This window comes from Luteimonas sp. MJ250, assembly GCF_039548455.1.
GTDB lineage: Bacteria > Pseudomonadota > Gammaproteobacteria > Xanthomonadales > Xanthomonadaceae > Luteimonas.
Window position 1 is genome coordinate 1 of the sequence record NZ_JBCLVB010000011.1, and the last position, 18,798, is coordinate 18,798.

Here is an 18,798-nt window from a genome sequence, read left to right on the forward strand (position 1 = left end):
CAGACATGGTCGGCCTGGTAGGTGTTGAGGTACATGAGGCAGAACATCAGTACAGAAGCAGCCAAGATCATGAGAAGGAATGTTCTGTACGGCTGCATTGTTCTCTCCTGTGACGTCTAACACCAGAGTTAAGCCGAGCAGCGTAGTGAAGCGAAACACATGGCAAGCTCTACCTGCCATGTGTTTTGCGTAACGAAGCGGATTCGGCTTGAACGACTCGTTAGGCCGCCGCTGACTGGCACCTGTGCCAGACCTGCGATGACCCAACCCCTGAGCGGAACAGTACAACAAGTCTTGGCCGGCAGCTTGGGCTTGCCCTTGCTGCGCCCGAAGCCAGAATGCCAGCCCGCGCGGCCCAGAATCCTCACCGCCAGCGTCACGAGGCCGACCCGGGGCGATCGTACTTGTACCGAAGCTGCACGTGTCCGAAGCCGAGGAGCGTCCGGACTGGTCGCCGATGCCGACACCGTGTGTGCGAAACGCCCACGGCGACGGATGAGCGAGATGCATCAGGCGGTCGAAACTGCTGCTACGGCAGTGCGGGAAACAAGGCCTAACACCAGAATTAAGCCGTGCCGCGAAGCGGCATCGGCTTGAATGAATCGTTAGGCGGCGCACCAGAGTGCAATGCCGCCGATAACGAACAATACCAGCCACGACAAGTGCTTGCCTCGGGTGAGGAGCAACGGCAGGACCCCGGACGCGACGAAGGTGAGTCCGATGATTTGGAGCATGCCGGACACTGTGAGGTCGCCGCGACCGGCATGCACCAACAGCGCAGCAAAGCCGAACCACGCAACGGTGGTGATGTGCCAGGCGAAGCGCAACGTTCGGGTCGTGAATTCAGAGCTGCCGAATAGTTTTGGCAGATCACTGCGGTGAAATAGGCGGGTGAGGATGTAACGCTCGCCGAGGACAGAGTGGGCCGCGCCGAGTGCTACGGCGAAAACTGCTGCGGTGTAGAGAAGTCCTGCCATAGCCGCCTAACACCTGAATTAAGCCGCGCCGCGAAGCGGCGTCGGCTTGAATGAATTGTTAGGCATCAGCCTGTGACGCTGACGCCTCGGTCCTTGAGGCCGCAACCGGACACCTGCGGCGAAAGATTTGCCCAATGAACGTGCCCGACAAGAACGAGATGAGAAGAACAAGCCAGTCTATTGCGGCTAAGACGCTTGGATAGTGGGTCGGCAGCCACATGGCCACTACTCGATCGAACGGTAGAGAGATCGCAACATATGCTAGAAGCACGAACGCTGCATGTTGGCATGGGCGATTAGCTAGGCGAATGACCAGAAGCGCGAAGATGGCGGCGCCCATAAGGAAAGATGCCAGATTGCCGATGGCGTAGTGCCATAGGGCCGTCTGAGGATCTGTCGCCGGCGCGGAAAGCAGGCCGTCTAGAAAGCCGACTAAGAACCGCGCAAGAAATAGCAGGATCGTGTAATTAGCTATCACTCTCCAGTTCACGACACAGCCCCCCCTGAGGCCTAACACTTGAATTAAGCCGCGCCACGAAGTGGCGTCGGCTTGAATGAATGGTTAGGCCTGACAGCGTCTGACTGCAAGTTGCTGTCCGCCTCGAAGAGGAGTGGTGTCTGGTGGACGCACGCTTGCGGCTGCGGGGCGAACTGCCATTGTGCTACGGCTGCCAAGATGGCTTCGGCATAGCCCACCGGCTGTTCGTTCGAATGACCGCTAGGTGTCCAGTCCGAGGAGAGGATGCGGACAGAACGCACCCGGCCCGCAGTGTCGACAACATAGGACACAACAGCTTTCCCAACAAACTCGTTGTGCAGGCGCGAAGGGAGCTTCGGGGCCACCGTGCGAAGGGGCGACAGCTGCGTGTCGCAGGGTGACGTGGCGCCCGCGCTAGCACTGTCCGCCGTCAGGGAGAGGCCGACTGCGAACATTGCGAGAGCGGATAGAACTGTCATGGAGGGCCTAACACTAAGTAGATCCCAAAAGCGGAATGTAGCAGATTGCACTGTAGTCCCACGCTCGCGTTCCCGTCGGGAAAATCCCACCTGAAATCATCCACTTGTCCGCTTGCCGCGCCTGCCTCACGCGGTAATGCTTCCTGAAAATACCTCACGGATGAGGCGGTATGGCATACCGGGGCAAAAGTGAGGCGGTAATCGGCTCCGTGATCGACGCTGCGGGGACCGTTGCAACGCAACCTCCGCGCCTGCTCGACCAGGTGCGCATCCGCTGCCGCGCCAAGCACTACAGCATACGAACCGAGCGGGCCTATGTCGGCTGGGCGCGTCGCTTCATCCTGGCGAACGCAAAGCGCCATCCGCGCGATCTTGGCCTCGTGGAGGTGGAAGCCTTTCTGTCCATGCTCGCGGTGCGCGACGACGTCGCGGCCAGTACCCAGAACCAGGCGCTGTCAGCCCTGCTCTTCCTTTACAAGGAGGTCCTCGGCCTGGAACTGCCCTGGGTCGGGTCCGTCACGCGGGCCAAGCGCCCGAAGAAGCTCCCCGTGGTCCTGACGCATGCGGAGGTCCGTGCACTGCTGGCGCTGGTCGATGGTCAGGCCGGGCTGATGGCCTCCCTGCTCTACGGTGCTGGCATGCGCTTGATGGAAGCGGTGCGGCTGCGCGTGAAGGACATGGACTTCGGGCGCCGGGAAATCATCGTGCGCAATGGCAAGGGCGGCAAGGATCGCCGGGTGCCGCTGCCGCGCACGATCGAAGCCGGGCTCAAGGGGCAGGTCGAACGCGTGCGCATCCTGCACGCACATGATCTGCAGGACGGTTTCGGGGAGGTGTGGTTGCCGCATGCGCTCGGGCGCAAGTATCCGACGGCCGCGCGCGAGTTCGGCTGGCAGTGGGTCTTCCCGGCGCAGCGGCTGTCGGTGGACCCGCGCAGCGGTGTGCGGCGGCGGCACCATGTCGACGAGGGCGTGTTGCAGCGCGCGGTGAAGTCGGCGCGTGCAATGGCCGGCATCGACAAGCCTGCAACATGCCACACGCTGCGCCATTCGTTCGCGACCCACCTGCTGGAATCGGGACACGACATCCGCACGGTGCAGGAACTCCTGGGGCACAAGGACGTGGCCACGACGCAGATCTATACGCATGTGCTCGGGCGTGGTGCCGGCGGCGTACTCAGCCCGCTCGATCGCGAGTAGCCGCTTACGCGGTCGGCAATGGCAGCCCGCGCATCGCCTTGACGGTGCGCAGCACGAAGCTGGAGTTCACGTCGCCCACGCCCGGGCGGGCGAGTACGCGGTCCAGAAGGAAGCGGGAGAAATGCTCGAGGTCGGTCACCATCACCTGCAGCAGGTAGTCCATGTCACCGGTCAGGGCGTGGCAGGCGACGACTTCGTCCCACTCGTTCACGCCGCGGGCGAAGTCGGCCACGGCGGCGGCGTCGTGGTGGTTGAGGCGGATGCGGACGAAGGCGGTCAGACCCAGGCCCAGACGCTCGGGGTCCACTTCGGCGCGGTAGCCGGCGATCACGCCGCTGCGCTCGAGCCGCTGCACGCGCCGCAGGCAGGCGGACGGTGACAGGTGCACGCGTTCGGCAAGGTCTGCGTTGCTGAGGCGGCCCTGTCGCTGCAGTTCGCCCAAAAGCTGGATGTCGATGCGGTCGAGGATGTCGGTCGGGGCCATCCGGCTCTCCATCGTTGTATGCAACATTATTGCGTCGCAGGCGGCCTGTGGCGCAATGAATGCAAGCATCTTGCGCCCGTATGCGGCTAGAGTCGATGGATAGCGGTCCTGACACGCACAAAGCTGCCTTCGCCGGTACTGCAGGTCACGTCCGCGCCCATTTCGGAGTCTTCCATGTCCACGCCCAATCCGGCCCAGCCCCGTCGCCTCGAGAACCTCCACACCGACAAGGGCAAGGTGCCGGTGTACGCCACCGGCGTGGTCGACCAGGACTGGGCTGGCTACACCGCCGAGGACCATGCCACCTGGGCAACCCTGTTCGAACGCCAGCGCAAGCTGCTGGTCGGGCGCGCCAGCGCTGAGTTCCTGCGCGCGCAGGATGCGATGGGAATGACGCCGGACCGGATCCCCAGGTACACCGATCTCAACGCCGTGCTGGAGCCGGCCACTGGCTGGCGGCTGATCGGAGTCGAGGGCCTGCTGCCTGAACTCGACTTCTTCGAGCACCTCGCCAACCGCCGATTCCCGGTCACCTGGTGGATCCGGCGCCCGGACCAGATCGACTACATCGAAGAGCCCGACCTCTTCCACGATCTGTTCGGCCACGTGCCGCTGCTGATGAACCCGGTGTTCGCCGATTACATGGCTGCGTACGGGCGCGGTGGGGTCAAGGCGCACGCCATCGGCGCCGACGCGCTGCAGAACCTGACGCGGCTGTACTGGTACACGGTGGAGTTCGGGCTGATCCGCGAGGCCGGCGAACTGCGCATCTATGGCAGCGGCATCGTCTCGTCCAGCGGCGAGTCGGTGCATTCACTGGAGTCGCCGGCGCCCAACCGCATCGGCTTCGACCTCGAGCGCATCATGCGCACGCGCTACCGCATCGACACCTACCAGAAAACCTACTTCGTCATCGACAGCTTCGAACAGCTGATGGCGGCCACCGAGCCCGACTTCACTCCGATCTACGCCCGGCTGGCCGAGCAGGACTCGATCCCGGCCGGCACCGTGCTCGACACCGACCACGCCTACCAGCGCGGCACCGGCGAAGGCTGGTCCACCGAGGGCGACGTCTGACGGCTGGCGGGAACACTCCATTCCCGCACTTGCACGCCATCTCCCGCTGCCGCGGGAGACAATGTCGGCATGACATTGACGCCCCCTCTGCGGCCGGCCGCTTCCGCGCCGGCAATGCTGCCCTTCGCCATCGCCATCGCCCTCATCCTCGCCGCCGCGCCCGCCCTCGCCCAGGGCCCAGCGGACACGGCCCCCGGCGCCGCAGCCGACTCCACCACCCTCGACGCGATCGTCGTCGAAGCCACCCGCCTGCGCTCGGTCCCGGCCTTCGACACGCCCGCCTCCACCGCCACCATCAACCTCGCCGGCGACATCTCCGGTGCCAACGCCGATGTCGCCGATGCCCTGCGCGGCATCCCCGGCCTGCTCGCGCGCGACCGCCAGAACCTCGCGCAGGACACCCAGCTCTCGATCCGCGGCTTCGGTTCGCGCGCGACCTTCGGCGTGCGCGGCCTGCGCCTGTACGCCGACGGCATCCCGGCCTCGATGCCCGACGGCCAGGGCCAGCTTTCGCACTTCAGCCTTGCCGGCGCCGAGCGCATCGAAGTGCTGCGCGGGCCGTACTCGGCCCTGCACGGCAACTCGTCCGGCGGCGTGGTCTCGATCCACAGCGCCGACGGCCAGCCCGGCGATCCCTGGTCGCTGCGCGCGACCGTGGGCAGCGACGGCACCTGGACGGCCGCCGCGCGGCTGCTTGGCGGCAACGACGTCGTCGGCTACAACTTCGCGTTGTCGCGCCTGGATACCGACGGCTGGCGCGACCACTCCGCGGCGCGGCGCGACGTCGCCAACCTCAAGCTCGGTTTCGACCTGGGCAAGCGCCGACGGCTGTCGCTGGTGCTCAACCACGTCGACATCCCCGAGGCGCGCGATCCGCTTGGCCTCAATGCCGCGCAGGTGCGCGAAAACCCGCGCCAGGCCGTCGCCAACGCGCACATCTATGACACCCGCAAGAGCGTGCGCCAGTCGCAGGCCGGCGCGGTCTACGAGCACGGCTTCGGCGAGGCGCACGCGCTGCGCGTCTCGGCCTGGGGCGGCGACCGCGAGGTGACGCAGGTGCTGCCGATCCCGCCGGCGCCGCAGGGCAATCCGCTGCATTCCGGCGGTGTGATCAACCTCGACAACCGTTACGCCGGCTACGACGCACGCTGGACCTGGAGCGGTTCGCTCGCGGAGCGGCCGTTGGAGTTCGCCCTTGGCGTCAACGGCGAGCGCCAGCGCCAGCAGCGCCGCGGCTTCGAGAATTTCGTTGGCGACGCGCTCGGCGTGCGCGGTGCGCTGCGCCGCGACGAGCGCAACCGCGTCGACGCCAACGATGTCTACGCCCAGGCCTGGTGGCAGTTCGCGCCGCGCTGGTCGCTGCTGCTCGGCGCGCGCCACAGCGAGGTCGAGTTCACCTCTCGCGACCGCTACGTCGCCGCCGGCAATCCCGACGACAGCGGCCGCGTGGAGTTCAGCGAGACCTCGCCGGTGGCGGGCATCACCTTCGCGCCTTCGGAGCACCTGCGGGTCTATGCCTCGGCCGGCCGCGGCTTCGAGACGCCCACCTTCAACGAACTTTCCTATCGCGCAGACGGCGGCGCGGGCCTGGCCTTCGACCTGCAGCCGGCAGTCAGCGACAACTACGAGTTCGGCATGAAGTGGCGCATGCCTGCCGGCGGCCAGCTCGAGGCCGCGCTGTTCCGCGCCGATACCGATGACGAGATCGCGGTCGCCCGCAACGTCTCCGGCCGCAGCAGCTACCGCAATGCCGGCGGCGCGCGCCGCCAGGGCGTGGAGCTGTCCTGGCTGCAGCCGCTGGGCGAGGCCTGGGACCTGCGGCTGGCGGCGACGCAGCTGGACGCGGAGTTCCGCGGTTGCGGCGGCGCGGCCACCGCCCCGGATGCCTGCATCGGCGGCACCGGCGACTCCAACCGCCGGATCCCCGGCGTCCCCGAGCGCCAGGTCTTCGCCCGCCTGCAGTGGAACGGCGGCCCCTGGCGCGCCGCGCTCGAGGGTGAAGCCCTCGGCAACGTCGCCGTCAACGATGCCGGCACTGCCTCCGCACCGGGCTACGGCCTGCTGCACGTCGAGGCCTCGCGCAGCTGGAATACCGCCAGCGGTCCGCTTCGCCTGTTCGCGCGCATCGACAACCTGCTCGACCGCGACCACATCGGCTCGGTGATCGTGAACGAGGGCAACGGCCGCTTCTACGAACCCGGCGCCGACCGCACCTGGCTCCTCGGCCTCGAGTGGCAGTTCGACCGCCGCTGACACCACGGCGTCCCGCAGCCGCTTCCGCAGGGCCCTGCAGCCCGCCGCACCTTGGGCGACAATGGCGCCCCGTCCGCCACTGCGCAGGTCCGCGATGTCCAGCCACGTCTCCCTCACCCGCCACCTGATCGAGGAGCAGCGCGCCGGACGCATCAATGCCGACCTGCGCCAGCTGATCGCCGTGGTCGCGCGCGCCTGCACCAGCATCTCGATCGCGGTCGGCAAGGGCGCGCTCGGCGGCGTGCTCGGCGATGCCGGCACCGGCAACGTGCAGGGCGAGGCGCAGAAGAAGCTCGACGTCCTCTCCAACGACATCCTGCTCGAGGCCAACGCCTGGGGTGGGCATCTCGCGGCCTGCGCGTCGGAAGAAATGGAGCACTGCCACCCCATCCCCGACGCCTACCCGCGCGGCAACTACCTGCTGCTGTTCGATCCCCTCGACGGCTCCAGCAACATCGACGTCAACGTTTCGGTCGGCACCATTTTCTCCGTGCTGCGCTGTCCGGAGGGCGTGACCGCCGCCTGCGACGAGGACTTCCTGCAGCCCGGCACCGCCCAGGTCGCGGCCGGCTACTGCGTCTACGGGCCGCAGACGACCCTGGTGCTGACCTTCGGCCACGGCACCCACGCCTTCACCCTCGACCGCGAACAGGGCGTCTTCGTACTCACCCGCGAGGCCATCCGCATCCCGGAGGAGACGAAGGAGTTCGCGATCAACATGTCCAACCAGCGCCACTGGGAAGCGCCGATGCAGGACTATGTGCGCGACCTGCTCTGCGGCAAGGAGGGCCCGCGCGGCAAGGACTTCAACATGCGCTGGGTGGCCTCGATGGTCGCCGACGTGCACCGCATCCTCACCCGCGGCGGCATTTTCATCTATCCCTGGGACAAAAAGGATCCATCCAGGGCCGGCAAGCTGCGCCTCATGTACGAGGCCAATCCCATGTCCTTCCTGGTCGAACAGGCCGGCGGCGCCGCCACCAACGGCCGCGATCGCATCATGGCGATCACGCCCGGCCAGCTGCACCAGCGCGTCCCCGTCTTCCTCGGCTCGAGGTCGGAGGTCGAAGCCGCCACCCGCTACCACCGCGACCACGACGCCTCCTGATCAGAGGCACTCCGATGAGCCACGCATCCGCAGCAGACTTCATCGAAGTAACGCCCGGCGCGCTCGACGCCGCCACCTGCGCCGCCATCGTCGAACGCATGCGCGCCAGTGATGCGCTGCAGCCCGGCCGCGTCGGCAGCGGCGTGTTCCCGGAGCTGAAGAAGAGCCGCGACATCGGCCTGGCCGGCCGCGCCGAATGGGCCGACGTCGAACAGACCTTGAACGTGGCGGTGTATGGCGGCCTGCTCGCCTACCTGCGTCGCTACCCCCAGGTCCTGATCGCGCCGCTGATGCTGCAGCAGCCCGCGGCCGACGGTGCCCTGCGCCGGCTCGAGGCCGACGACATCACGCGCATGGACGAGCGTGCACTCGGCAAGTTGGCCATGGCCTGCCTGCGCCCCGGCACGGTCAACCTGCAGTGGTATACCGCCGACGAAGGCGGCTATCCCTACTGGCACTGCGAGCTCTACCCGCGCGACCCGCAGGCCGAGACCCTGCACCGCCACCTGCTGTGGACGGTCTATCTCAACGACGGCTTCGACGCCGGCGAAACCGAGTTCATGTTCCAGCAGCGCAAGGTCAAACCCCGTACCGGCGACCTCCTGATCGCCCCGACCGCCTTCACCCACACCCACCGCGGCAACCGCCCCGAAGGCGGCGACAAGTTCATCGCCACCAGCTGGATCCTCTTCCAGCGCGCAGAGGCGTTGTTTGCCGGAGCGTAAGAGGCTTTCCCCGGCTCCCGGTTGGCGAACAACTAGCCCTCGCTCGGATGGTTCAGCACCAGCCAGTACATGCCCACTTGCTTCACCGCCCACATGAACTGGCCGAAATCGACCGGCTTGCGGATATAGCTGTTGGCACCCAGCGAATAGCAGGCCTCGACGTCGAAGGGCTCGGCGCTGGTCGTCATCACCACCACCGGCAGGCTGCGCAGGCTGGGCTCGGCGCGGATCGCCTGCAGCACCTCGCGGCCATCCATGCGCGGCATGTTGAGGTCCAGCAGCACCAGTGAAGGATGGTCACCGGGATCGCGGCTGGCATATTTGCCGCGCGCGAACAGGTAGTCCAGGGCGTCCACGCCGTTGTCGACGACGTGCAGCGCGTTGGCGATTTTCGCTTCGGCGAACGCGATCCGGGTCAGCTCCACATCGTCCGGATTGTCCTCGACCAACAGGATCGGCCTGGTGCTCATCACGACCGGGCTTCCTGCGCGGCAGGAAGCTCGACGTGGAACACGCTGCCCCTGCCGGGCTCCGAGTCGACCCCGAGACTGCCGCCGAGCCGCGTGGCGATGCGCTGCGCGATCGCTAGTCCCAGGCCATGGCCGCCGCCCTCGTCGGGGCCGTGAACCCGCTGGAAGGGCTCGAACACGCGCCCGGCATGACTGGTGTCGAAGCCGCTGCCCTGGTCACGGACGTGGATCCGCACGCGGTCGCCGTGGCATTCGGCGGTGATGGCGATGCGCACCGCGTCGCGAGCTCCGGAAAATTTCCAGGCGTTGTGGAGCAGATGGTCGAACAGGAGCTTGAGCTGGCGTTCGTCTGCGCGCACGCGCATGCCGGGCTGCACATTGGCTTCGACCAGGCGCCCGGGATCGGCATCGCGCAGTTCCATCAGCGCCCAGTCGGCAAGCAGGCTGGCGTCGACGTCGGCGACAGTCAGATGGTCGTGCGAGGCCCGTGACAGCGCTTGCAGCGCGTCCAGCAGCGCGGCCATGCGCGCGGCGGCGGCGCGGATCCTGGCCAGGTAGTCGCGGCCGGTGGCGTCCAGTGCCTCGCCGGACCCGGACGCCAGCATCGCGGCGAAACCCTCGATCGCGCGCAGCGGTGCGCGCAGGTCATGGGCAATGCCGTAGGACACCAGGGCCTGGTCCTTCAGGACGCTGGCCAGCTGCGCTTCGCATTCGTTCAGTCGTGCGGCGGTGGTATCGCCCACGTCCGCGGACGGGTCGTGCGTATCGACCCGCGCGCCACCGGCGGGCGGCGGCACATGGGTTGGTTCCTGTTTCATCGCGGAACCGTACACCACCGTGCCGTCGCGGTGGCGTATAGGATCCGTGAATTCTCTACCCTGGCTGGACGCCCTTTAGAACAGCTGGCCCTGCGGCGAGGCAGGCCGCGGCGCGACGAAGCGCGTGCAGTCCAGCGCCGGAAGATGCGCGAACCCGAGCCGTCGCCAGGCACGGCTGAAACGCGCCGCCAGCAGCTGCGCAAACGGCCCCTGGCCGCGCATGCGGCTGCCGAAGGCACTGTCGTAATCGCGTCCGCCGCGCATCTGCGCAACCAGGCTCATCACATGCGCGGCGCGCTCGGGATAGTGCAGGGCCAGCCACTCGCGCCAGATCGCTTTCAGTTCATGCGGCAGGCGCAGCAGCACGTACGACGCGTCGGACGCACCAGCCTCGCGCGCGGCGGCCATGATCGCCTCCAGCTCGCTGTCGGTGATCGCCGGGATCACCGGCGCCACCATCACGCTGACCGGCACGCCCGCCTCGTGCAGCCCGGCGATCGCCTTCAGCCGGGTATGCGGCGCAGAGGCACGGGGCTCCATGCGTGCGGCCAGCCGGTTGTCGAGCGTGGTCACCGACACCGCCACCTGCACCAGGCCATCGGCGGCCATTGGCGCGAGCAGGTCCAGGTCGCGCAGCACCAGCGCGTTCTTGGTGATCAGGTGCACGGGATGGCGCGTCTCGGACAGCACTTCCAGCAGCTCGCGGGTGATGCGCCGGCTGCGCTCGATGGGCTGGTAGGCGTCGGTGTTCACCCCCAGCGCGATCACCGCGCAGCGGTAGCGCGGGCGCGCCAGCTCCGCGCGCAGCAGTTCGGCGGCATTGCTCTTGGCGAACAGCCGGGTTTCGAAATCCAGGCCCGGCGACAGGTCGAGGTAGGCGTGGCTCGGACGCGCGAAGCAGTAGACGCAGCCATGCTCGCACCCCCGGTAGGGATTGATCGACTGGCCGAAGCCGACATCGGGCGACTGGTTGCGGCTGATGATGCTGCGCGCACGCTCGGCCGTGACCACGGTCTCCGGGCCGGGTTCGAGCGCTTCGCCGCTGGCGTCAGAGAAGTCGTGGCCGGAGCCCCAGCCGTCGTCCGCCCGGCTGGCGCTGCGCTGCTCGAACCGGCCCGGCTCCCACGACGCCGAGCCGCGGCCCTTCGGGGCACCCAGGACCGCAAGCTTCGCTTTGCCATCGTCGCGCATCGGGCTAGCCTACGCAGCAGTTGTCGCAGCTCCTGCGACAGGGGAGCGCTCTGTGGACGCGTTGCGCGAAGCCTGGCAGGCACTGCTTTCGATACCGCACCTTGGCGCCTGGCTGGTCGCCGCCTGGGCCGCGTACCTGGTGCTGCTGGGCGGCGTCATCATCCTCAAGAAGCGCGAACCGGTGGCCACCCTCAGCTGGCTGCTGGGCCTGGCTCTGCTGCCCTACCTGGGCCTCTTCATCTACCACGTCTTCGGGCCGCAGAGGATCGAGCGCCAGCGGCTGCGGCGCGCACGCAGCCGCCAGTCGGCGCCGGCCGGCGAAGCCTTCGCCGACGCCGCCCACGCCGACGCCGCCGAACTCGCGCGCCTGGCCACCGCCACCACCGGCCTGTCGCAGTCGAGCGCGCGCGACGTGCGCCTGCTGGTCGACGGTGCCGCCAAGTACCAGGCGCTGCTGGCCGATATCGCCGCGGCCACGAAGCACGTGCACCTGGAGTACTACATCTACGAGGCCGACCGCACCGGCGCCGCGCTGCGCGACGCCCTGGTCGAGCGCGCCCGCGCCGGCGTACGGGTGCGGCTGCTGCTGGATGCGATCGGGTCGGCCAACGCGCGACGGTTCTTCAAGCCGCTGATCGAGGCCGGCGGCGAGCTCGCCTGGTTCCACCCGATGCGGTTCGGCCACGTCTGGCGGCGGCCGTGGGCGAACCTGCGTACCCACCGCAAGATCGTGGTCATCGACGGATGCGTGGCCTACACCGGCGGCATGAACGTCACCGACGAACAGGACGAACGCCTGGGCGACTCCGCCTACCGCGACCTGCACCTGCGCCTCGAGGGCGCCGTGGTACGCGTGCTCCAGCTGGTGTTCTGCGAGGACTGGGCCTATGCCACCGGCGACCATGCCTTCCTGTCCGACGTCGCCCGCGACACGCCGCGCGAAGCCGCGCCAGGCCCGGTCCGCGCGCAGGTGCTGGTGTCCGGCCCGGATTCGCCTTGGGAGGCGATCCACCGCCTGCACGTCTCGGCGATCCAGGCCGCGAAGCACCGCGTGTGGCTGACCACGCCCTACTTCGTGCCCGGCGAGGCCGCGATGATGGCGCTGACCTCGGCGGCGCTGGCAGGCCTGGACGTGCGCCTGGTGGTGCCCCGCGACAGCGACTCGAAGCTGGTGACGCTGGCCGCACGCTCCTACTTCGGCCCGCTGCTGGTCGCCGGCGTGAAGATCTACGAGTACGGCCCGCGCATGCTGCACAGCAAATCGCTGCTGGTCGATGACGAACTGGTCGTGATCGGCAGCGCCAACTTCGACCACCGCAGCTTCCGCCTCAACTTCGAGGTCTCGGTGCTCTTCGACGATCCCGGCATCGCCGCGGCCCTCGCCGCGCTGATCGAAGGCGAGCTGGCACATGCGCCGAGGGTGCAGCGCGGCCGCCATCGCCCGCTGCTGCGCGCGCGCCTGCCCGAAGCCCTGGCGCGTCTGATGTCGCCGCTGCTGTAAGGCATCCGTGCGCCCGGTTCTGCGACCGGCGGCACGCTGCCACCGCCCGGCGGCCGCACGCGCGCGCGCCGCCAGCGGCTAGACTTCGGGACAGTTCCCGTGGAGGCGTGCGATGCCCTGGTTGTTCCTGCTGCTGGCCGTGGCCGCGTTCGCCGTGGCGCTGAACGCGTCGTCGATGGTGCTTGCCGTGCTTTGCCTGATGGTGGCACTGGCTGCCACCGTGGCCTGGGTGCTGGGCCTGCTCGCGCAGCGCGTGGGCAACCAGTCGCGCGACGACAGCATGATGCTCGATCCGGTCGAGCTGAAGCGCCTGCGCGAGCAGGCGGATGCGCGCCGCATCGCCGGGCAGGCCCGGACCGGCGAACCCCCGCACGGCTGAACCCCTGCCGCCGGGCGCACGGGGACGGGTATCCTGCCCCCATGACCCGGCTCAGCGTCAACCTCAACAAGATCGCCGTGCTGCGCAACTCACGCGGCGGCGGCGAACCCGACATGCTGCGCGCGGCCCGTGCCTGCCTTGATGCCGGCGCCCACGGCCTGACCCTGCATCCGCGCCCCGACGCGCGCCACGCCCGCGCCGACGATGTCATGGCGCTGGCGGGGCTCGCCTCCGGGCGCGGGCTTGAGCTCAATCTCGAAGGCAACCCGTTCGCGGCGCCGCGGCCCGGCTATCCGGGATTCATCGCCCTGTGCCGCGAGGCCCGTCCCGCCCAGGCCACCCTGGTGCCCGACGACGACGGCCAGCTCACCTCCGACCACGGCTTCGACTTCGTCCGCGACCGCGCACGCCTTGCGCCGATCGTGGCCGAACTGCGCGCGCTCGGCTGCCGGGTCAGCCTGTTCGCCGATGCACATGCCGACTCCAGTGCCGGTGGCGCCGCGATCGAAGCCGCCGCCGCCACCGGAGCCAACCGCATCGAGATCTACACCGGCCCCTTCGCCGAAGGGCACGCCGCCGGCAGCGCAACCGGCGCGCTCGCCGCCTGCGCCGAAACCGCGCGCCGCGCCCGCGCCGCAGGACTGGGCGTCAATGCCGGCCACGACCTCAGCCAGTCCAACCTCGTCGACTTCCTGGCTGCCGTGCCCGGCGTCGAGGAAGTCTCGATCGGCCATGCGCTGATCGGGGAAGCGCTGTACGAGGGCCTGGCCATGACCGTCCGGCGGTATCTCGCGCTGCTGTAGGCGGCAGCGCAGGCCAAAAAAACGCCGCCCTTGTGGGGCGGCGCAAGAAAGCAAACGTGTTGTCCTATCCGCGGCGCGCTGCAGGCGACGCCGCCGACGGGTGGTGCGGGATCAGTTCTTGACGAAGCCGATCTTCATCATCTGCGCGTTCTTCGCCTCGGCCAGGACCTTGGCCAGGACACCATAGTCGGCATCCTCGTTGACATCGATCTGCAGCGTCGGCTGGTTGGCCGGGTCACGCTGGACCTCGGTCTCCATCATGCTGCGCAGCGCCGTGATCGGTGCCGGGCTGTCGTTCCAGAACACCTGGCCCGAGCCGTCGATCCGGAGCTTGATCGGCTCCGGCGGCTCGACCGGATTGTCCGGACGATTCACCGAACGCTGCGGCAGGTCGATATCGATTGGATACGACAGCTGCGGAGCCGTGACCATGAAGATGATGAGCAGCACCAGCATCACGTCGCAGAGCGGAATGATGTTGATGTCGGCCATCGGGCCGTCACCGGAATTGGAGGAAAAAGCCATGTTGCAAACTCCGGGTCAGTTGTTCTCGCGAGTGGCGACGAAGCCCACCTTGCGCATGCCGGCGGCCTGCGCAAGATCGACGACTTCCTTCACCATCCCGTACTTCGTGGTCTTGTCGGCCCGGACGTTCACCGACGGCTGCGGCGTTTTCTGCGCCTCGACCGCCAGCGAACTTTCCAGCAGCTGCAACGTGACCGGCTGGTCGTTCAGATAGACCTCGCCGGCGTCGGTCACCGCGATGGTGATCGGCGGGGCGGCCGGTGCCTTGTCATCGCGCTCGTCCAGGTTGGCCTGCGGGAGCTCGACCGCGACCTTGTGGGCCATCAGCGGTGCCGTGACCATGAAGATGATCAGCAGCACCAGCATCACGTCGACCAGCGGCACGATGTTGATCGTGGCGTTGACCTTGTCATGGCCACCATTACCGCTTGAACTGTAAGCCATGTCGGTTCTCCCTTACTGGCCGTACTGCGCCGTCAGCGCTTCTGCTCGCCGACGCGCGAACCGGTGGCGAAGAAGTCGTGCAGGTCGTGGGCGAAGGTGTCGAGCTTGTAGTTCAGGCCGCGGTTCAGGCGCACGAAGAAGTTGTAGCCAAGCACCGCCGGGATCGCGACGCCGAGGCCGAGCGCGGTCATGATCAGCGCCTCGCCAACCGGACCGGCAACCGCGCCGATATCGGCCTGGCCGCTGGCACCGATGCGGATCAGCGCACGGTAGATGCCCCACACGGTGCCGAGCAGGCCGACGAACGGCGCGGTCGAACCGACGGTGGCGAGCACGGTCAGGCCGGCTTCGAGCTTCAGCGACTCGCGGGTCACGCCCTGGCGCAGCGCGCGGTCGACGAACTCGGAGCGGTTGAGCGACTCGACCAGGCGCGAACCTTCGTGGCGCTGGTGGTGCGCGGCGGCCTGGGCGGCGTCAAGGGCAACCTTCGAGAAGGGCTCGCTCCTGGACTCTTCTTCCATGGCGCGGATCGCGTCCTGCGCGTTCTGGGTTTCCCAGAACGTGGTGATCACGCGGTCGGCGCTGCCGCGCAGGCGCATGTGCTTGATGAAATTGAAGATGATCCAGTAGATCGACATGGCCGACATGACCAGCAGGGTGATGAGCACCACCCAGCCGACCGCATCCATGTGTTGGACCATGTCCGCGAAACCCATCTGCTGGAGCGCTGCAGCGTTGCTGCCTCCGGCGGCGGGGACGTTAGTGGTTTCCTGCAGCATGACGCTTACCTTCTAGATGTTGTGGTGTTGGAAAAGGGTGGAGCGGGTACAGCGGGTAATACATGTGATGCGGTGGTGCGCCGCGGCGCACCCGCGTGTCAGAGGACGAAGGCCACCGGGACGCGGACGCGGCCTGCGACCGGGACGCCGTTGCGCATCTCGGGGTTGAAGCGCCAGCCACGGGCGGCGGCGACGGCCGAGCGGTCGAGATCGCGGTTGCGGCTGGATTTCTCCACCGACACGTCGATGACGTTGCCGCTGGCGTCGACCTCAACGATCAGGATGACCTCGCCGGTGATGCCTGCACGCTGCGCGGCCGGCGGATACTTCGGCGGGTTCATGCTGCGCGATGACGGATCGACGCTGGCGCCGATGTTCGCCACCGGTGCGGGCGGCGCAGGCGGCGCGGGCGGCGGCGCCGGGGTATCCATCGGCGAGGGCTCGTCGAACACGACCGGCGGCTCCTGGGGCGGCGGCGGCTGCGGGGTCGGCTGCGGCGGCACCAGCTCGCGGATCGGCTGCGGCTCCGGCGGCTTGGGCGGCGGCGGCGGCGGCGGCGGGGGCGGCGGCGGCGGCTCGATGAGCACCACGCGGGTGACCGCTTCTTCTTCCGGCGGGGCGCCCGGCGGATTCACCGGCGCCAGCAGGAGCAGGACCGCGGCGGCGTGGAACGCCACCACCATGGTGAAGCCGGCGATACGCGCCCAGTTCAGGCCCTCGTCCTGGTCGTTGTTCCGGTCGGGGGTCGTTGCGTGCTGCGTCATGCGGAAAACTCGATTCTGGCCGGGCCGGGAGCGCCCCGAAAAATGATGTCTGGATCCGCACTCGGCTTCTGCGCGGGAATTTCCAAGCTTATACCAATCATGCCGCGCGGTTCTACCGCAGCGTCGACCTTCTTTTCACGGAGCACTGTGTCAGCGCGCCAGCAGCTTGCGTGCTTCTGCAGGGTCATCCAGGCCCTTGTCGATAGCCTTCTGCGCGGCATCCTTGGATTCGGCACTGCGCCCTTCGGCGGCCAGCACCTTGGCAAGGTTGAGGTAGGTTGCGCCGGTATCGTCCAGCGGCGCGGCCTTCTGGTAGGCCTTGATCGCCTCGCCCTGTTGGTCGCTGAAGTAGTACGCCTGCGCGAGTTGCGCGTAGGTCTTGTGGTCGGGCTTGAGGACGCCCTTTTCCAGGCCTTCGTTGATCACGCTGATGGCCTTGGGCTCGCCACCTTCACTGTTGAGGTACAGCGCCGAAAGATTGCGGTACTCCGCCTCCTCGGTGAGCTGGCCGGCCGAACGCAGGCCCTCGTAGACGGCGATCGCCTTGGGATGGTCGTCGCCCTGCAGGTAGACGCTGGCGAGGTTGAGCTGGGCGCGCTTGTCGCCCGGGGTCTGCGACGCGACCTGCTCGGCAAGCGCCATGGCGTCGCTGGCCCGGCCGCTTTCGGCATAGGACGCCATCAGCAGCTGTGTCCAGTCGCTGCGGGCCTCCGGATTGCCCTTGACCAGCGGCTCGAGTGCGGCGATGGCGTCGTCGTAGCGCTCCAGGCGGTACAGCGCGTTGCCCCGCAGGACCAGCACATCGGCCTTGTCGGTGCCGGTCTCGGCAATCAGGCGGTCGAGCGTGGCGAGCGAGCCGGCGTAGTCGTCTTCCTGGATCTGGATCTGGGCAAGCGTCAGCATGGTGTTGAAGTGTTCGTTGTTGCCAAGGCCGTCAAGCTCGATGGCTTCACGCAGGTAGTTCTTGGCACGCTCGTTGTCTTCACCGATCAGCAGGTCGGCCAGCAGGCGCAGGGTGATCGCGCGCTCGTAGGCGTTGGCCTTGTCATTGTCGAGGATCCCGGCGGCGGCGGCTTCGGCGGCGGCAAGGTCACCGGCCTGCTGCGCCTCGGAGACCTTGTTGAGCTGCGGCCCGGTGCGCGCGCTCGCGCTCAGCCCCGGCTGCTTGCGGGTGGCGGCCGGATACTCCTCCGCGGCGGCCTGTTGCGTCTGCGCGTCTTGGTTGCCGGCGTCGGCGCCAGCCTGGCGGGCGGCGCGGCGCTCGGCGGCGCGCTCGCTGGGGGTCTGCGCAACGGCATCGGTGGCTACGCCAAGGGCGAGCACAGCGACGATCGCGGAAACCAGCAGGGAACGGTGGGTCGACATTGCGGACATGGCAGGCCTCGGGTGTGCAGGGCACGAGACGATCGGCGTCGCTCGTGCCGGGGGGGAGCCAAAACTACCAGAAGAGGTAGCTTCGACGCGAGCGCACCAATGGACGATGGCGGACTGGTTCAGCCGCAGGCTGGACGTCGACCGGCGGCGCGGGCCTGCTCCCATGCCGGTACCAGGCTGGTGGCTCGCGACTGCAGCTCACCGATGCGGGCGCTCGGGTCCGGATGCGTGGACAGCCACTGCGCGGGCCGGTTGCCGCCGCTGGCGGCGATCATGTTCTGCCAGAGATTGACCGCCTGGCGCGGGTCGAACCCCGCCTCGGCCATCAGCTGCTGGCCAACGACATCCGCCTCGCTTTCCTGCACGCGCGAACCGGGAAGCAGGAACGCCGTCTGCAGCGCGGCGCCGCCAAGCTGGTTGGTGGTCTGGGTGGCGCCCTCGCCGTAGCGCGAGCCCACCAGCGCGCCGACCACGCCCAGCGCGCCCTGGGCGCCCATCTGGCGGGTGATGCGTTCGTCATGGTGGTTGGCGATCACGTGTCCGACCTCGTGCGCGATCACCGCCGCCAGCTGGTCCTGGTTCTTCGCGACGCTGAAGATGCCGGTGTACACGCCGACCTTGCCGCCGGGCAGCGCGAAGGCGTTGGGGTTGTCATCGACGAAAACCGCCGATTCCCAGGCGATCTGGCGCTGCGACGCCGGGAGCTGGGCGACCACCGCCCGGACCACGCAGTCCACGTAGCGCTTCTGCGTGGCATTGGCGGTCTGCTTCATCTGCGCCTTCTGCTCGGTGAAGGCCTGGGCGCCGAGCTGGTTGAGCTGCTCCTGCGACACCGCGCCCACGTACTGGGTGCGTCCGGTGGGCGACGTGGTGGTGGCGCAGGCGGCCATGGCGACGGTGGCGGCAACGGCGAATGCAAGCGGCAGTGTCTTCATGGCGACATCCTGGTTGGGCTGTACGGGTTGTAGGC

19 protein-coding genes are annotated in these 18,798 nt (G+C 68.1%); 8 read left to right on the forward strand and 11 right to left on the reverse strand.

Going from position 1 to position 18,798, the window contains the following annotated elements; translation table 11 throughout:
- Nucleotides 1-605 precede the first annotated feature (605 nt).
- On the reverse strand, nucleotides 606-977 hold the full coding sequence (locus WCE37_RS06695) for a hypothetical protein (RefSeq protein ID WP_343278675.1): 372 nt from the start codon (nucleotides 975-977) through the stop codon (nucleotides 606-608).
- A 1,208-nt stretch (nucleotides 978-2,185) separates the two neighbouring features.
- Here WCE37_RS06695 and WCE37_RS06700 point away from each other — a divergent pair.
- Entirely contained in the window at nucleotides 2,186-3,133 is a 948-nt protein-coding gene (locus WCE37_RS06700; protein WP_343279162.1) for an integron integrase, read from the forward strand.
- A gap of 4 nt (nucleotides 3,134-3,137) precedes the next feature.
- On the opposite strand, the gene WCE37_RS06705 is transcribed toward WCE37_RS06700, so the two are convergent.
- The gene (locus WCE37_RS06705; protein WP_343278676.1) at nucleotides 3,138-3,617 is read right to left on the reverse strand and encodes an Lrp/AsnC family transcriptional regulator; all 480 of its coding nucleotides are present in this window, start codon (nucleotides 3,615-3,617) and stop codon (nucleotides 3,138-3,140) included.
- 174 nt (nucleotides 3,618-3,791) lie between these two features.
- Here WCE37_RS06705 and phhA point away from each other — a divergent pair, with 174 nt between their 5' ends.
- The 4 genes from phhA (at nucleotide 3,792) to WCE37_RS06725 (ending at nucleotide 8,780) form a co-directional block, all read left to right on the forward strand.
- Nucleotides 3,792-4,694: a phenylalanine 4-monooxygenase gene (phhA, locus tag WCE37_RS06710; protein WP_343256023.1), complete on the forward strand. Its 903-nt coding sequence runs from the start codon at nucleotides 3,792-3,794 to the stop codon at nucleotides 4,692-4,694.
- 114 nt (nucleotides 4,695-4,808) lie between these two features.
- The gene (locus WCE37_RS06715) at nucleotides 4,809-6,947 is read left to right on the forward strand and encodes a TonB-dependent receptor (RefSeq protein ID WP_343279163.1); all 2,139 of its coding nucleotides are present in this window, start codon (nucleotides 4,809-4,811) and stop codon (nucleotides 6,945-6,947) included.
- A gap of 94 nt (nucleotides 6,948-7,041) precedes the next feature.
- Nucleotides 7,042-8,055, forward strand: a complete 1,014-nt coding sequence (locus WCE37_RS06720) for a class 1 fructose-bisphosphatase (RefSeq protein WP_343256024.1) — start codon at nucleotides 7,042-7,044, stop codon at nucleotides 8,053-8,055.
- Nucleotides 8,056-8,069: 14 nt separating this feature from the next.
- Nucleotides 8,070-8,780: a 2OG-Fe(II) oxygenase gene (locus tag WCE37_RS06725; protein WP_343278677.1), complete on the forward strand. Its 711-nt coding sequence runs from the start codon at nucleotides 8,070-8,072 to the stop codon at nucleotides 8,778-8,780.
- 32 nt (nucleotides 8,781-8,812) lie between these two features.
- Here the strand turns inward: WCE37_RS06725 and WCE37_RS06730 are convergent, their stop codons facing one another.
- The 3 genes from WCE37_RS06730 to WCE37_RS06740 all read right to left on the reverse strand — a co-directional run bounded on the left by WCE37_RS06730 (nucleotide 8,813) and on the right by WCE37_RS06740 (nucleotide 11,259).
- Nucleotides 8,813-9,250, reverse strand: a complete 438-nt coding sequence (locus tag WCE37_RS06730; RefSeq protein ID WP_343278678.1) for a response regulator — start codon at nucleotides 9,248-9,250, stop codon at nucleotides 8,813-8,815.
- Entirely contained in the window at nucleotides 9,250-10,068 is an 819-nt protein-coding gene (locus WCE37_RS06735; protein ID WP_343278679.1) for an ATP-binding protein, read from the reverse strand. Before WCE37_RS06735 ends, WCE37_RS06730 begins: the two co-directional genes overlap by 1 nt.
- 75 nt (nucleotides 10,069-10,143) lie before the next feature.
- Complete coding sequence (locus WCE37_RS06740) at nucleotides 10,144-11,259, reverse strand: PA0069 family radical SAM protein (RefSeq protein WP_343278680.1); 1,116 nt, start codon at nucleotides 11,257-11,259, stop codon at nucleotides 10,144-10,146.
- 52 nt (nucleotides 11,260-11,311) lie between these two features.
- On the opposite strand from WCE37_RS06740, the gene cls reads away from it, so the two are divergent.
- The 3 genes from cls (at nucleotide 11,312) to WCE37_RS06755 (ending at nucleotide 13,942) form a co-directional block, all read left to right on the forward strand.
- Complete coding sequence (cls, locus tag WCE37_RS06745; protein ID WP_343278681.1) at nucleotides 11,312-12,760, forward strand: cardiolipin synthase; 1,449 nt, start codon at nucleotides 11,312-11,314, stop codon at nucleotides 12,758-12,760.
- Nucleotides 12,761-12,872: 112 nt separating this feature from the next.
- A complete protein-coding gene (locus WCE37_RS06750) occupies nucleotides 12,873-13,139 on the forward strand; it encodes a hypothetical protein (protein WP_343278682.1) in 267 nt (88 codons plus the stop codon).
- A 41-nt stretch (nucleotides 13,140-13,180) separates the two neighbouring features.
- Nucleotides 13,181-13,942 carry a pyridoxine 5'-phosphate synthase gene (locus tag WCE37_RS06755; protein WP_343278683.1) on the forward strand — a complete coding sequence of 254 codons (762 nt, stop codon included), beginning with the start codon at nucleotides 13,181-13,183 and terminating at the stop codon, nucleotides 13,940-13,942.
- A gap of 111 nt (nucleotides 13,943-14,053) precedes the next feature.
- On the opposite strand, the gene WCE37_RS06760 is transcribed toward WCE37_RS06755, so the two are convergent.
- From WCE37_RS06760 to WCE37_RS06785, 6 genes are all read right to left on the reverse strand, one after another.
- Entirely contained in the window at nucleotides 14,054-14,467 is a 414-nt protein-coding gene (locus tag WCE37_RS06760) for a biopolymer transporter ExbD (protein WP_343278684.1), read from the reverse strand.
- A gap of 15 nt (nucleotides 14,468-14,482) precedes the next feature.
- Nucleotides 14,483-14,911, reverse strand: a complete 429-nt coding sequence (locus WCE37_RS06765) for a biopolymer transporter ExbD (protein WP_343256204.1) — start codon at nucleotides 14,909-14,911, stop codon at nucleotides 14,483-14,485.
- A 32-nt stretch (nucleotides 14,912-14,943) separates the two neighbouring features.
- Nucleotides 14,944-15,690 carry a MotA/TolQ/ExbB proton channel family protein gene (locus WCE37_RS06770; protein ID WP_343256203.1) on the reverse strand — a complete coding sequence of 249 codons (747 nt, stop codon included), beginning with the start codon at nucleotides 15,688-15,690 and terminating at the stop codon, nucleotides 14,944-14,946.
- Between the two features lie 98 nt (nucleotides 15,691-15,788).
- Entirely contained in the window at nucleotides 15,789-16,454 is a 666-nt protein-coding gene (locus tag WCE37_RS06775) for an energy transducer TonB (RefSeq protein WP_343278685.1), read from the reverse strand.
- 150 nt (nucleotides 16,455-16,604) lie between these two features.
- Nucleotides 16,605-17,828: a tetratricopeptide repeat protein gene (locus WCE37_RS06780; protein WP_343278686.1), complete on the reverse strand. Its 1,224-nt coding sequence runs from the start codon at nucleotides 17,826-17,828 to the stop codon at nucleotides 16,605-16,607.
- Between the two features lie 119 nt (nucleotides 17,829-17,947).
- Entirely contained in the window at nucleotides 17,948-18,763 is an 816-nt protein-coding gene (locus WCE37_RS06785) for a M48 family metallopeptidase (RefSeq protein ID WP_343256200.1), read from the reverse strand.
- Nucleotides 18,764-18,798 lie beyond the last annotated feature (35 nt).